This is a genomic window from Micromonospora sp. NPDC023814 (assembly GCF_040639595.1).
GTDB lineage: Bacteria > Actinomycetota > Actinomycetes > Mycobacteriales > Micromonosporaceae > Micromonospora.
Genome location: NZ_JBFAAF010000057.1, coordinates 36,041 through 49,927 on the forward strand (window position 1 = coordinate 36,041; position 13,887 = coordinate 49,927).

Below are 13,887 nucleotides of genomic sequence, written 5' to 3' on the forward strand. Positions count from 1 at the left end.
TGAGATCGAGCCAGGAAGGTGAGTCAGCTCACCCACCCGCCCGTTGATTACCCGCAACCCTGCAGAGCACCGGAGGATATCGCCGCGGAACCCGCTCGGGCCGCTTCCCCGTCGCGCGCGGCGGTCGCCACCAACCACGGCTGAGGGAGGTGCGCCCCATGGCGCAGAAAAGTCAGGAGAAGGGGGCCGCCGGCGGCGCGCCGGTGGTGACCGAGCCGGGCCGGATCCGCAACGTGGTGCTCGTCGGGCACTCCGGAGCGGGCAAGACGACCCTGGTCGAGGCACTGCTCGCGGCGACCGGCACGATCGGCCGGGCCGGCACCGTCGCCGACGGCAGCACCGTCTGCGACCACGACCCGGCGGCCGTACGCCAGCAGCGCTCGGTGAGCCTGGCCTGCGCGCCGCTGCTGCACGACGGGATCAAGGTCAACCTGCTCGACACCCCCGGCTACGCCGACTTCGTGGGCGAGTTGCGCGCGGGGCTGCGGGCCGCCGACGCGGCGCTGTTCGTGGTCTCCGCCGTCGACGGGATGGACGCCGCCACCGCCGCCCTGTGGGAGGAGTGCGCGGCGGTCGACATGCCCCGGGCCGTCGCCGTCGCCCGGCTCGACCACCCGCGCGCCGACTTCGACGAGGCGGTGGCGCTCTGCCAGCGGGTCTTCGGCGACAACGTGCTCCCGCTCTACCTGCCGATGCTCGGCGACGACGGCGTCTCCACCGTCGGCCTGCTCGGCCTGATCACCCGCCGGGTCTTCGACTACACCGCCGGCCTGCCAGCCGACGTGCGCGAGCCGGACCCGGAGCACCTGCCGGCCATCGTCGAGTCCCGCAACGAGCTGATCGAGGGGATCATCGCCGAGAGCGAGGACGAGTCCCTGATGGACCGCTACCTCTCGGGCGAGGAGATCGGCACCGAGGTGCTGATCGAGGACCTGGAGAAGGCGGTCGCGCGAGGCCACTTCTACCCTGTGGTGCCGGTCTGCGCGGAGACCGGGGTCGGGCTGGACGCGCTGCTGGAGGTGCTCACCGCCGGTTTCCCGTCGCCGCTGGAGCACGAGTTGCCGGCGGTCGCCGGGGTGGACGACTCGCCCCGCCCGCCGCTGGCCTGCGACCCGGACGGCCCGCTGGTCGCCGAGGTGGTCAAGACGACCGTCGACCGGCACGTCGGCCGGGTCTCCCTGGTCCGGGTCTTCTCCGGCACGCTGCGCCCGGAGCAGACCGTGCACGTCTCCGGGCACGGGATGGCCGAGCGCGGCCACCCCGACCATGACGCCGACGAGCGGGTCGGGCACATCTACACCCCGCTGGGCGCGAGCCTGCGCGAAGTGGGTGCCTGCGTGGCCGGCGACATCTGCGCGATCACCAAGTCGGGCAGCGCGGAGACCGGCGACACGATCTCCGCGAAGGACGACCCGCTGCTGATCGCCCCCTGGGAGATGCCCGAGCCGCTGCTGCCGGTCGCCGTCGTGGCCCACAGCCGCGCCGACGAGGACGCCCTCGCGCGCAACCTGGCCCGCCTGGTCGCCGGCGACCCGACCATGCGGTTGGAGCGCAACCCGGAGACCCACCAGCTGGTGCTCTGGTGCATGGGCGAGGCGCACGCCGACGTGGTGCTGGAGCGGCTGCGCGCGGGCGGCGTGGAGCTGGACACCGAGCCGGTCCGGGTCGCGCTGCGCGAGACGCTGACCGTCCCGGCCAAGGGGCACGGCCGGCACGTCAAGCAGTCCGGCGGCCACGGCCAGTACGCCGTCTGCGACATCGAGGTCGAGCCGCTGCCGCGCGGCGCCGGCTTCGAGTTCGTCGACCGGGTGGTCGGCGGCGCGGTGCCGCACAACTACATCCCCTCGGTCGAGAAGGGCGTACGCGCCCAGATGGAGCGGGGCCTGGTCGCCGGCCATCCGGTGGTGGACCTGCGGGTGACCCTCTTCGACGGCAAGGCGCACAGCGTGGACTCCTCCGACGCGGCCTTCCAGACCGCCGGCGCGCTGGCGCTGCGGGACGCCGCCGAGAAGGGCCAGCCGGCGCTGCTGGAGCCGGTCGACGAGGTGGTGATCCGGGTGTCCGACTCGTCCGTCGGCGCGGTGATGGGCGACCTGTCCGGGCGGCGCGGCCGGGTGCTCGGCACCGAGCCGGACGCGGACGCCGAGGGGCGCACCCTGGTCCGCGCCGAGGTGCCGGCCACGGAGCTGCTCCGTTACGCGGTCGAGCTGCGCTCGATGACGTCGGGCACCGGCACCTTCCGCCGCCACTTCGTCCGCTACGACCCCATGCCCGCCCACCTGGCCGACCAGGTCCGCAAGGAGCACGGCAGCCACCCCTGACCGGGCTCCCCGCGGGGCCGATCACCGTGCCAAGGGGCCGCTCGGCGCGGTGGAGATGCCCGACGAAACGGGCGATCCGGGGCGCACGACGCCCACCACAACCGCGTGATCGACGGTGACCCGGCGGGTGGGGCGCGTCAGGGGCGGGCGGTGGGGAGCATGGGGCTCGGGTGGTGGGGGCGGTCGGCCTCGCGGAGCGCGGCCGAGCGGAGCGCCGCCAACTGGCGTTCCACCTCGGCGAACTGGTCGGCCGGCAGCGGCCCCCGGTGCAGGGCGGCGGCGTTCTCCTCGACCTGCGCGGCGGTGCGGCAGCCGGGGATCGGGACGGTGCGCCCGCTGCGCGCCCAGATCCAGCCCAGCGCGCCCTGGGCCGGGGTGCGGCCGTCGGCGGTCAGCGCCGCCCGCACGGCGGCGGCCCGCCGCAGCCACTCCGGGGCCGGCCGGCCGCCCCGGAACCACTCCAGCCAGCCCGGTGCGACCCCCCGCACGTCGTCGCGGGGCAGCGTGGAGCCGGTCGTGTACTTGCCGGAGAGCAGGCCCATCCCCAGCGGCCCCCGGTTGACGCTGGCCAGGTCGTACTTGTCGCAGACGGCGAGCAGCTCGGGAGCGTCCCGGAGCACCGAGAGGGTGTGCTGCACGGCGGTGGCGTGCCGGGCGCCCTGGCCGAAGGCGGCCGCCCGGTCGGGGCGATCCGTGCTCCAGCCGTACGCGCGGACCAGCCCGTCGGCGACCAGGTCCTCCAGGGTGCCGACGAGCGCCTCGGCCCGGGGCACCGGCAGGTCGGCGAGGTGCAACTGGTAGAGGTCGATCCGGTCGGTGCCGAGCCGGCGCAGCGACTCCTCCACCGCCCGCCGCAGGTACGCCGGGGAACTGTCCGCGCCGGTGGCCTGGCGGGTCGCCTCGTCGAAGGTGTGGCCCCACTTGGTGGCGATCACGGCCTCGTCGCGCCGGCCGGCGAGCGCCCGGCCCAGGACCCGCTCCGAGTGCCCCGCCCCGTAGGTGTCGGCGGTGTCGAAGAGGGTCACGCCGAGGTCGAGCGCGCGGCGTACCGCCCGGACGGACTCCTCGTCGTCGACGGCGCCCCAGCCCAGCGGCTGCGTGCCCTCGGCCCAGGGGCCGCCGATCGCCCAGCACCCCATGCCCAGCGCGCTGACCTCGATGCCGCTGCGGCCCAACGTCCGTGTCGTGACTGCCATCGACGCATCGTGCCACCTCCGGCGCCCGACCCGGGGCGAAGTCCCCGCCGCCGCGGGATCCCGGCCCCGGCCCGCCCTACCGGGCCGGGCGCGGGCGAACAGGGCGGGCCGGGTCAGGAGGACCAGGCGCGGGCGAGCAGTTCCCGGGTGTCCCCGAGCAGTTGCGGCAGCACCTTGGTGCGCCCGATCACCGGCATGAAGTTGGCGTCCCCGCCCCAGCGGGGCACGACGTGCTGGTGCAGGTGCGCGGCGATCCCGGCGCCGGCCACCCCGCCCTGGTTCATCCCGAGGTTGAACCCGTGGGCGTTGCTGACCTTGCGGATCACCCGCATCGCGGTCTGGGTGAACGACGCCAGCTCGGCGGTCTCCGGCCCGTCGAGGTCGGTGTAGTCGGCGACGTGCCGGTAGGGGCAGACCAGCAGGTGACCCGGGTTGTACGGGTAGAGGTTGAGCACCACGAAGACGTGCGCGCCACGTGCGACGACGAGGCTCTCCTCCGCCGGCAGGCCGGGGGCGAGGCAGAAGGGGCACCCCTTCGGCTTCTCGTAGCCCTCGGGACGGTCCTCACCCGAGATGTAGGTCATCCGGTGCGGCGTCCAGAGCCGCTCCAGGCCGTCGGCCATGCCGCTGTCCGTGTGCCGTTCCACCCCTGTCACAGGCCGATCCTACGGAGCGGCCCGACGACCGGCGAGGCCCGCCGTGGGGAACCCGGCGATGGAAGTTGTTGACGAATCGAAGAGCACCGTTGAAACTTCCATCCATCGACTTTCTTCCATAGACCGATGGAGGTCTCCGTGATCCGACGGTTCGGCAGATTCCTCGCGGCGCTCGCGCTGACCGCCGCCACCACCGTGGTCGGCGTCACCTTCACCGCCGGCGCGGCCCACGCCGACGGCTGCTACACGTGGGGACGCACCCTGTCCGAGGGGATGTCCGGCGAGGACGTCCGACAACTCCAGATCCGGGTCTCGGGCTACCCCGGCTACGGCGCCGTGCTCGCCCTCGACGGCGTGTACGGCCCGGGCACCCGGTCCGCCGTGATCCGCTTCCAGCAGGCGTACGGGCTGGGCGCCGACGGCGTCGCCGGGCCGCAGACCTTCAACCAGATCTACGCGCTCCAGGACGACGACTGCACCCCGGTCAGCTTCAGCTACGCGGAGTGGAACAGGTGCAACAGCGACTGGTCCGGTGGCGCGGTGTCGGCCAGCACCGCCCGCTTCAACGCCCGCGTGTCGATGTGGAAGCTCCAGGCCATGCGGCGCGCACTCGGCAGCGTGCCGATCTACATCAGCAGCGGGTTCCGCAGCTACGCCTGCAACAGCGCGGTCGGCGGCGCCGCCGGCAGCCGGCACCTCTACGGCGACGGGGTCGACCTGGTCGGGTCACCCTCGCTGTGCCGGCTCGCCCAGCAGGCCCGTTACCACGGCTTCAGCAACATCCTCGGCCCCGGCTACCCGGGGCACAACGACCACACCCACCTGGGCAACACGCCGAGCCGGTCCTGGTCCGCCCCGACCTGCGGGATCTGACGCCCGCCGGCCCGTCGAGGAAGGCCCCCCGCCGGCGGGGGGCCTTCCGTGCGTCGAGGACTCCGGTGCGTGGTGGATCAGGCGGCCGACGGGCCGACGTTGGTGCGCGAGCCGACCACGTCGAGCACGTGGGCCACCGCGTCGGCGATCGGCACCCCGTTGCGCTGCGAGCCGTCCCGGTAGCGGAACGAGACCGTGCCGGCCGCCACGTCGTCGTCACCGGCGATCACCATGAACGGGATCTTCTGCTGCTGGGCGGTGCGGATCTTCTTCTGCATCCGGTCGTCGCCCGCGTCCACCTGGGCGCGGATGCCCTCGGCGCGCAGCGCCGCGACGAAGCCGTGCAGGTAGTCGGTGTGGTCCTCGCGGATCGGAATGCCCACCACCTGCACCGGGGCCAGCCAGGCCGGGAACGCGCCCGCGTAGTGCTCGGTGAGCACGCCGAAGAACCGCTCGATCGAGCCGAACAGCGCCCGGTGGATCATCACAGGCCGCTGCCGGGTGCCGTCGGCGGCCTGGAACTCCAGCCCGAACCGCTCCGGCAGGTTGAAGTCGACCTGGATGGTGGACATCTGCCAGGTCCGGCCGATCGCGTCCTTGGCCTGCACCGAGATCTTCGGCCCGTAGAAGGCCGCGCCGCCCGGGTCGGGAACCAGGTCCAGGCCGGACTCCTCGGCGGCCGAGCGCAGCGCCTCGGTGGCCCGCTCCCAGTTCTCGTCGGTGCCGACGGACTTCTCCGGGTTGCGGGTGGACAGCTCCAGGTAGAAGTCGTCCAGGCCGTAGTCGCGCAGCAGGTCGAGCACGAACGACAGCAGCGACTTCAGCTCGCCGGCCATCTGCTCCTGGGTGCAGTAGATGTGCGCGTCGTCCTGCGTCATGCCGCGCACCCGGGTCAGGCCGTGCACCACACCGGACTTCTCGAACCGGTAGACCGAGCCGAACTCGAACAGCCGCAGCGGCAGCTCGCGGTAGGACCGCCCCCGGGACCGGAAGATCAGGTTGTGGAACGGGCAGTTCATCGGCTTGAGGTAGTAGTTCGCGCCCTCCATCTCCATGGGCGGGTACATGCCGTCGGCGTACCACTGCAGGTGCCCGGAGGTCTCGAAGAGCTGCGCCTTGGTGATGTGCGGGGTGTTGACGAACTCGTACCCGGCCTCCTCGTGCCGGCGGCGCGAGTAGTTCTCCAGCTCGCGGCGGATGATGCCGCCCTTGGGGTGGAAGACCGCCAGGCCGGAGCCGATCTCGTCGGGGAAGCTGAACAGGTCGAGGTCCGCGCCGAGCTTGCGGTGGTCGCGCCGGGCGGCCTCCTCCAGCAGCTTCAGGTACGCCTTCAGCTCGTCCCGGGTCGGCCAGGCGGTGCCGTAGACCCGCTGGAGCTGCGGGTTCTTCTCCGACCCGCGCCAGTATGCGGCGGCCGAGCGCATCAGCTTGAACGCGCCGATCAGCCGCGTGTTCGGCAGGTGCGGGCCGCGGCACAGGTCCGACCAGCAGACCTTGTCCTCGGTCGCGGCGAGGTTGTCGTAGATGGTCAGCTCGCCGCCGCCCACCTCCATCACCTCGGAGGTGTCCAGCCCCTCGCCCTTGACGTCGATCAGCTCCAGCTTGAACGGCTCGGCGGCCAGCTCGGCCTTCGCCTCGTCCAGGCTGCCGAAGCGGCGACGGCGGAACCGCTGGCCGGACTTGACGATCTCCTGCATCCGCTTCTCGAGCTTGCCGAGGTCGTCCGGCTGGAACGGCTTGTCGACCGCGAAGTCGTAGTAGAAGCCGTTCTCGATGGGCGGGCCGATGCCGAGCTTGGCCTCGGGGAAGACGTCCTGCACGGCCTGGGCGAGCACGTGCGCGGTGGAGTGCCGCAGCACGTTGAGCCCGTCCGGGGAGTCGAGGCTGACCGGCTCGACCTCGGTGTCGACCTGCGGCGACCAGTCCAGGTCACGCAGCTGGCCCTGCGGGTCGCGGACCACGACGACCGCCTTCGGGCCGGCCGCGGGCAGCCCGGCCGCGGCCACCGCGTCGGCCGCCGTGGTCCCGGCGGCGACGACGACGGGGTCGGCCACGGCGGGGGTACGGGGTGCGGACACGGTCACTCCTCCAGCAGACGGTACGGATGACGCCGAACGTTCGGCTCCTGCGATGCTATCGGTCGCCCCCGCCGGCACGGTCGGCGACGCCACCGCCCCCGCGACCCGTGGGACGCCGGCCCCCGGCGCCCGCCCGACCGGCGGGGAGGGTCAGGCGGACCAGTCCGGCAGCGGCTCGCGGGCGGCCAGCCAGTCGGCGGGCACCCCGCCGGGGGTGCCCACCCCGGTGTGCGCGGCCACCACCGACCCGACGATGGCGGCGGTGGTGTCCACGTCCCCGCCCGCCTCGACGCAGGCGCGGATCGCCGCCGGGTAGTCGTCCAGGTGCACGGCCGCCACCCAGCAGGTGAAAGCGACGGTGTCCTGGGCGGTGACCCGGGAGCCGTTGCCGAGCACGTCGACGGCCTCGCGCAGCGGCCGGTCGAGCAGGTCGGCCGCCCGGCGTACGCCCCGGTGCACCTCGGTGGCCGGGTCCAGCGCGGCGGCCACCCCGGCGAGCAGCCGGCGCGGGGGCGGCCGGTGGCCGTCCAGCCGGGCCCGGGCGGCCAGCGAGGCGGCCACCGCCGCCGCGACCGCCCCGGCGATGCCCTCCGGGTGCGCGTGGGTCACCTCGGCCGACGCCCGGGCCTGCGCCGCCGCCCGGGCGGTCGAGTCGGCGAACCAGGCGCCCAGCGGGCCGACGCGCATCGCCGCGCCGTTGCCGCACGAGCCCTGCCCGTCGAAGGCGGCGGCGGCCGCCACCGGCCACGGCGTGCCCGTACGGATCAGCCGCAGGATCGTCACGGCGCCCGGCCCGTACCCCCGGTAGGGCTCGCAGCGCTCGGCGAAGGCCATGGCGAGGGCGTCCCGGTCGATGGTGCCCGACGCGGCGAGGGCGGCGACCACCGAGCAGGCCATCTCGGTGTCGTCGGTCCACTCCCACGGCGGCGGGGGGAGCTTGCCGGCGGCCAGGTCGGCCGGGTGCCGGCCGGGGACGAAGAACTGCGAGCCGAGCGCGTCGCCGACCGACAGGCCGGCGAGGGAGTCCCGGGCGAGCGCGAGGCGGGTGTCGGCAAAGAGCGTGAAGGACATCGTTGTACCAGCTTGCCCGGTTCGCAGGTGCGCCGCAACGCGATCAACTTGCCACCCCGAGTACCGTCTTGGCGTGGCCACCGTGCTCCTGGTCGAAGACGATCACGTCGTACGCGGCGCGATGCTGCGGTCCCTCGCCGACCGGGGGCACGCCGTGCACGCCGTGGGCACCGCGCTGGACGCGCTGCGCCGCGTGGCCGCCGAGACCCCCGACCTGGTGGTGCTCGACCTCGGCCTGCCCGACCTCGACGGCTCGGACGCGCTGCGGATGCTGCGCGGCATCACCGACGTGCCGATCATCATCGCCACCGCGCGCGACGACGAGCAGTCCGTGGTCCGGCTGCTGCGCGCCGGGGCCGACGACTACATGGTCAAACCGTTCACCGGCGCGCACCTCGACGCCCGGATCACCACGGTGCTGCGCCGGGCCGGGCGGGCCAGCCGGGCGGTGCAGCCGGCCGTGCACAGCGTCGGCGGGCTGCGGGTGGACGTCGGGCAGCGCAGCGCCCACCTCGACGGCGAGCCGTTGGCGCTGACCCGCAAGGAATTCGACCTGTTGGCGTATCTCGCCGCACGTCCGGGCCGGGTAGTGTCCCGCCGGGAGCTTCTGGAGGAGGTATGGCGGCAGCCGTCGGTCGGCGAGGACCAGACCATCGACGTTCACCTTTACTGGCTGCGTCGCAAAATGGGCGAGTCCGCGGCGAAGCCGCGCTACCTGCGCACCGTGCGGGGGGTCGGCTTCCGGTTGGTGGCGCCGGACTGAGGGCGTCGCTGGCCCGTCTCACGGCCGGCATGTGCGCCCTGGTCGCGCTCGCCTTCCTCGTCCCGCTCGCCACCGGCCTCGGTGACCGGGCCCGCGAGGAGTCGATCGCGGATGCCGCCCGCCGCAGCGCGCTGGTCACCGGGGCGCTCGCGGTCAGCACCGATCCCGCCGTGGTGCAGCGCGCCGTGGCCGCCAGCGGCGACGACCCGGCCACCCGGCCCGTCGTACACGGCCTGGGGGCGGACGAGTCCGCGGGCCGGGCCGGCGGCGCGGACCTGGAGCGGGCGCGGGCCGAGCGGCGCTCCGTGGTCGTCGACGTCGACGGCGGCGTGCTCCGGCTCGACCCGGTGGTGCTCGGCGACCGCACCGCCGTGGTGGAGGTCTTCGTGCCCGAGTCGGCGCTGGACGAGGGCGCCGGTGGCCGGTGGCTGCTGCTGCTCGGGGTGGCCGCCGCGCTGGTGGGCGCGGCGGTGCTGGTGGTCGACCGGGTCGCCGCCCGGGCCGTCGACTCGGCCCGGGGGCTGGTCAGGGCGGCGCTCGCGATCGGCGACGGCGACCTGGCCGTACGCGTCGAGCCCAGCGGCCCGCGCGAGCTGGCCGAGGCCGGGTACGCCTTCAACCGGATGGCCGACCGGATGGTCGCGGCACGCACCGACGAGCGGGAACTGGTCGCCGACCTGTCGCACCGGCTGCGCACCCCGCTGACCGTGCTACGGCTGGACGCCGAGGCGCTGGAGTCCGACGACACCAGCGTGGGCTCGTTCAGCGCGGCGGAGCTGGACCGGCGGCGCGGCATCCGACGCATCCGGCAGGCGATCGTCACCCTCGAGGGCGAGATCGACGTGCTGATCAAGACCACCCGCAAGGCGGTGGCGCACGAGGCGGGGCCGGCGATGTGCGACGTCAGCGAGGTGGTCCGGGACCGGATGGTGTTCTGGGCCGCGCTGGCCGGCGACCAGAACCGCCCGCACCGGGTGACCGGCGCCCAGCTGCGCATCCCGGCGCCGGTGCCGCGGGCCGAGCTGGCCGCCGCGCTGGACGCGGTGATCGGCAACGTCTTCCGCTACACCCCGCAGGGCACCGCGTTCGAGGTGGCGGTCTCCCGCCGCGACGGCTACGTGGCCATCCGGATCGACGACGCCGGGCCGGGGATCGCCAACCCCGACCGGGCGCTGCGCCGGGGTGCCAGCGACCAGGGCTCCACCGGGCTGGGGTTGGACATCGCCAAGCGGGTGGCGTTGCAGGCCAACGGCTCGGTGAGCATCGACCGGGCCCGGCTCGGCGGGGCGAGCGTGGTCATGCTGCTCGCCGACCCCGAGGCGACGCCCCGGCAGGTCAGCCGGTTCGGGCTGGTTGGCCGAGCTGTGGGCCGGCGCAAGTCTTCCTTAGATCCGGATTAACCGCGGCGGCCGACCCGTCGCGGCCTGGCATGATCTTCCACGAACCCATCAGTTCCACCGGTCACTGCCCCGAGCACCCACCCACCGGCCGGTGGAGCCGTGCGCGCGGCGGGAGCAACGGTCCCCCCACAACCTGCTCCCGCCGCGCGCCACACTTCCTCCCGCCACACCTTCCCGCGCGACGCGCGACGCTCTCCTGCCACGCCGCGCGCCGGCTCCCCCGTCCTGCTCAGCGGGTGGCGGCCGCCATGTAGGCGTCGATCTCGGCGCCGATCCGCTGCTTGCCCGCCGGGTCCAGGAAGGAGGCGGTCACCGCGTTGCGGGCCAGCGCGGCCAGCCCCTCCGGCCCCGCGTCGAGCAGCCGGGCCGCGACGGCGTACTCGTCGTTGAGGGTGGTGCCGAACATCGGCGGGTCGTCGGAGTTGATGGTGACCAGCAGGCCGGCGTCGACCAACTGCCGCAACGGGTGCTCGTCGATGGTGGCGACCGCCCGGGTCCGCACGTTGGAGGTCGGGCAGACCTCCATGCCGATCCGGTGCTCGGCGAGGTGGGCCAGCAGCTCCGGGTCCTGCGCGGCGGAGATGCCGTGCCCGATCCGCTCCGCGCCCAGGTCGCGCAGCGCGTCCCAGACCGTCTGCGGGCCGGTGGTCTCGCCGGCGTGCGGCACCGAGCGCAGGCCGGCCGCCCGGGCCCGGTCGAAGTACGGCTTGAACTGCGGCCGGGGCACGCCGATCTCCGGGCCGCCCAGGCCGAAGCTGATCAGCCCGTCCGGGCGCTCCTCCAGCGAGATCCGCAGGGTCTCCTCGGCCGCCGGCAGGCCCGCCTCGCCGGGGATGTCGAAGCACCAGCGCAGCTCGATGCCGAAGTCCGCCTCGGCTCGCTTGCGGGCGTCCTCGATCGCCTCGCAGAACGCCGGGGCGGGGATGCCCCGGTGCACGTGCGAGTAGGGCGTCACGGTCAGCTCGGCGTAGCGGACCTGCTGGCGGGCCAGCTCGCGGGCCACCTCGTGGGTGAGGATCCAGACGTCCTCCTGGTCGCGGATGAGGTCCACGACGCTCAGGTAGACCTCGACGAAGTGCGCGAAGTCGCGGAAGGCGAAGTAGTCGGCGAGCGCGGCCGGGTCCGCGGGCACGGGGCTGCGGCCCTCGTGGCGGGCGGCCAACTCGGCGACGATCCGGGGCGAGGCGGAGCCGACGTGGTGCACGTGCAGCTCCACCTTGGGCAGTCCGGCGATGAAGGTTTGCAGGTCGGTCACATGTTCTCCTCTGCACGGGCGCCGGTACGGGCGACGAAGAAGACGCGTCGGAACGGGAAGTACACCTGACCGTGCCGCACCGGGTACGCCTGCGCGAGGCGTACGCCGAGTTCGGCCCGGAAGTCGGCCCAACCGGCGGCGTCCAGGGCCGCGCGGACCGGCCGGAGCGCGGTGCCCTCCATCCAGGTCAGCACGGGGTGGTCCGCGTCGGCGCGGGCCGGCAGCAGGTGCACGTAGGTAGTCTCCCAGGCGTCCACGGCGCAGCCGGCACCGGTCAGCAACCCGGCGTAGCCGGTGGCGTCGTCGACCGGGGCCTCGCGCAGCAGCGGAACGAGGTCGGCGCGCCAGGCCGGGCGGCCGGCGACCTCGCGCAGCGCCCGGTGCGAGGGCGCGTCGAAGTTGCCCGGCACCTGCACCGCCAGCCAGGCCCCGCCGGGCAGCTCACGCGCCCAGCGGGCGAGCAGCTCACGATGGCCGGGGACCCACTGCAGCACCGCGTTGCTGACCACCACGTCCATGTCGGACTCCGGCCGCCAGTCCCGGACGTCGCCCACCGCGAAGGAGACCGGGGAGGCGGTGGCGTGTGCCCGCGCGATCATCTCCGCGGAGGAGTCGAGGCCGACGACGCGGCTGTCCGGCCAGCGTCCGGCGAGGGTCTCCGTCAGGTTGCCGGGCCCGCAGCCGAGGTCGACCACGGCGCGCGGCCGCGCGGCCGGGACCCGCGCGAGCAGGTCGTGGAAGGGCCGGGAGCGCTCGTCGCCGTAGCGCAGGTATGTCGTCGGATCCCACATCACAGCGTCTCTGGTTTCCTATGTGATCCTCAGGGAGGCGGATGTTTGCCGATGCGACGGTCCCGGTCGGTGACCGGGGTGGCGTGCACGTGGCGGTGGAAGCCGCGGCCGAGGAGTGCCCCGCGAACCCGGTGTGGGTGTCGCTGGGCAGTGGTGGAAGCCGTGTGCGGCACCTGGCAAACCGGCCCTGACGGGTTGGTTTCCTGGGGTGTCCGTCCCGCCGGACGCTTGCCGGCAGTTCCCGGTGAGGGTTCTGCCGGGGCGGGAACCTGCCGTCGCAAGGGCAGCAGGCGTGAAGTCTTGGCACCAGTAGGTCGGGTCTGCTTCGGGGTGGGTTCGGTTTTGCGTCGTTCCCGCACGAGCTTGGTCGTCGCGGTTGGGGTTGGTCGACGCGCCCGGCGCCGCACTGGTGTGTCGGTGGCTGCGCGGATTGCGGTGTTGCCGTTACGGTCGCGGCGGGTTTTGGTCTGGTTGGCCAGGCCCCGGGCCGCGATCCGTTCTGCGGCGGCGTGGTCGCGATCCAGTGACAGGCCGCACGAGCAGGTGGCCCACCGGTACCCGGCCGCGCGCCCCTGTGGCGTTTTGACGTGCGTGACCGCGCCGCCGCAGCGGGGACAGCCGGATGAGGTTCCACGTGCCGGAACAGTGACGACTGCGGTACCTACTTTCGCGGCGAGGTGGGCGGTGGCGGTGAACACGATGCCGCGCACCGCACCAGACAGTCGCCGATTAAGGCCTCGTGACCGGCCACCCGCCTCGAGTGTCGCGAGGTTCTCGACGTAGATCACGGTGGCGCCGACCGCGGTCGCGTGGTCGACGAGCCACCGCGCCGACGACCAGGCAAGAGCCTTGTTGAGATGCCGGATCCGGGCGCACACCGCCGAATGCTCGGCCTGCAGGCGGACAAGCTTGCCAGCCAGGGCCGGGTCGGCGGGGGCATCGGCGGGCCGGCCGCCACGCAGCCGGGTCAGATGGTCGAGTTTTATGTGCAGGTGTTCGCGGTGGCGCCGTAGTCGCACCAGTTTCGCCGACACGCCGGCCGCGTCGAACCGCAACGGGCGCCCCTGCACCAGAACCGAGCCAGCTTGGTCGAGGTCAGCCACGGCCGCGGTCAGCAGCGTGTTCACACCCCAATCGACACCAAGCCCACGAGTGTGCCCGTCCACCGGCGCCGGGCAGTGGGGGGTCTGCCAGGGCAGGTCGACACGAACCTTGCCATCGCGGGGCCGCAACGTCGGGCTACACACCTTCGCCCAGGTGGGCACGATCGCCGGCAGCACCAGGTCGAAGGCATGCCACACCCAGTCGCGGTACGAGGCCGGCGCCGCGCACACCGGTAGCTGCGACCACACCCGCACCGCACGGCCGTCGACCCGGCCGACGACGACCCCCTGTCTGCCAGGCTGAGATGAGGCAGCCTCCCCGGTGAAGCTAGGCTTGCTGGGAGACAGGAAGAGGATCATCGTGACACTGCCCAACACGC

At 73.7% G+C, this 13,887-nt stretch carries 11 protein-coding genes; 4 read left to right on the forward strand and 7 right to left on the reverse strand.

From position 1 onward, the window contains the following. The first annotated feature begins 158 nt into the window (after positions 1-158). Positions 159-2,321, forward strand: a complete 2,163-nt coding sequence (locus AB0G14_RS25740) for an elongation factor G-like protein EF-G2 (protein ID WP_357701527.1) — start codon at positions 159-161, stop codon at positions 2,319-2,321. Between the two features lie 137 nt (positions 2,322-2,458). Here AB0G14_RS25740 and AB0G14_RS25745 read toward each other — a convergent pair whose 3' ends face one another. Both AB0G14_RS25745 and AB0G14_RS25750 read right to left on the reverse strand, forming a co-directional pair. Next, a complete protein-coding gene (locus AB0G14_RS25745; RefSeq protein WP_357701529.1) occupies positions 2,459-3,517 on the reverse strand; it encodes an aldo/keto reductase in 1,059 nt (352 codons plus the stop codon). A gap of 113 nt (positions 3,518-3,630) precedes the next feature. Further along, on the reverse strand, positions 3,631-4,140 hold the full coding sequence (locus AB0G14_RS25750) for an HIT domain-containing protein (RefSeq protein ID WP_357701551.1): 510 nt from the start codon (positions 4,138-4,140) through the stop codon (positions 3,631-3,633). Positions 4,141-4,299: 159 nt separating this feature from the next. On the opposite strand from AB0G14_RS25750, the gene AB0G14_RS25755 reads away from it, so the two are divergent. Continuing rightward, entirely contained in the window at positions 4,300-5,046 is a 747-nt protein-coding gene (locus AB0G14_RS25755; RefSeq protein ID WP_357701531.1) for a D-Ala-D-Ala carboxypeptidase family metallohydrolase, read from the forward strand. Positions 5,047-5,123: 77 nt separating this feature from the next. Here AB0G14_RS25755 and thrS read toward each other — a convergent pair whose 3' ends face one another. Together thrS and AB0G14_RS25765 are read right to left on the reverse strand one after the other, a co-directional pair. After that, complete coding sequence (gene thrS, locus AB0G14_RS25760) at positions 5,124-7,124, reverse strand: threonine--tRNA ligase (RefSeq protein WP_357701533.1); 2,001 nt, start codon at positions 7,122-7,124, stop codon at positions 5,124-5,126. Between the two features lie 150 nt (positions 7,125-7,274). After that, a complete protein-coding gene (locus tag AB0G14_RS25765) occupies positions 7,275-8,195 on the reverse strand; it encodes an ADP-ribosylglycohydrolase family protein (RefSeq protein WP_357701535.1) in 921 nt (306 codons plus the stop codon). A gap of 73 nt (positions 8,196-8,268) precedes the next feature. Here AB0G14_RS25765 and AB0G14_RS25770 point away from each other — a divergent pair, with 73 nt between their 5' ends. Together AB0G14_RS25770 and AB0G14_RS25775 are read left to right on the forward strand one after the other, a co-directional pair. Further along, positions 8,269-8,958, forward strand: coding sequence for a response regulator transcription factor (locus AB0G14_RS25770; RefSeq protein ID WP_357701537.1), 690 nt, complete (start codon positions 8,269-8,271; stop codon positions 8,956-8,958). A 29-nt stretch (positions 8,959-8,987) separates the two neighbouring features. Next, positions 8,988-10,358, forward strand: a complete 1,371-nt coding sequence (locus AB0G14_RS25775; protein ID WP_357701539.1) for a HAMP domain-containing sensor histidine kinase — start codon at positions 8,988-8,990, stop codon at positions 10,356-10,358. 229 nt (positions 10,359-10,587) lie between these two features. Here the strand turns inward: AB0G14_RS25775 and AB0G14_RS25780 are convergent, their stop codons facing one another. The 3 genes from AB0G14_RS25780 to AB0G14_RS25790 all read right to left on the reverse strand — a co-directional run. Continuing rightward, a complete protein-coding gene (locus AB0G14_RS25780) occupies positions 10,588-11,613 on the reverse strand; it encodes an adenosine deaminase (RefSeq protein WP_357701541.1) in 1,026 nt (341 codons plus the stop codon). Next, positions 11,610-12,404: a trans-aconitate 2-methyltransferase gene (locus tag AB0G14_RS25785; RefSeq protein ID WP_357701543.1), complete on the reverse strand. Its 795-nt coding sequence runs from the start codon at positions 12,402-12,404 to the stop codon at positions 11,610-11,612. The genes AB0G14_RS25780 and AB0G14_RS25785 overlap by 4 nt, the downstream gene beginning before the upstream one ends. Positions 12,405-12,433: 29 nt before the next feature. Then, positions 12,434-13,887, reverse strand: a 1,454-nt coding sequence (locus tag AB0G14_RS25790) for a zinc ribbon domain-containing protein (protein WP_357701545.1), incomplete at its 5' end; no start/stop codon positions are given.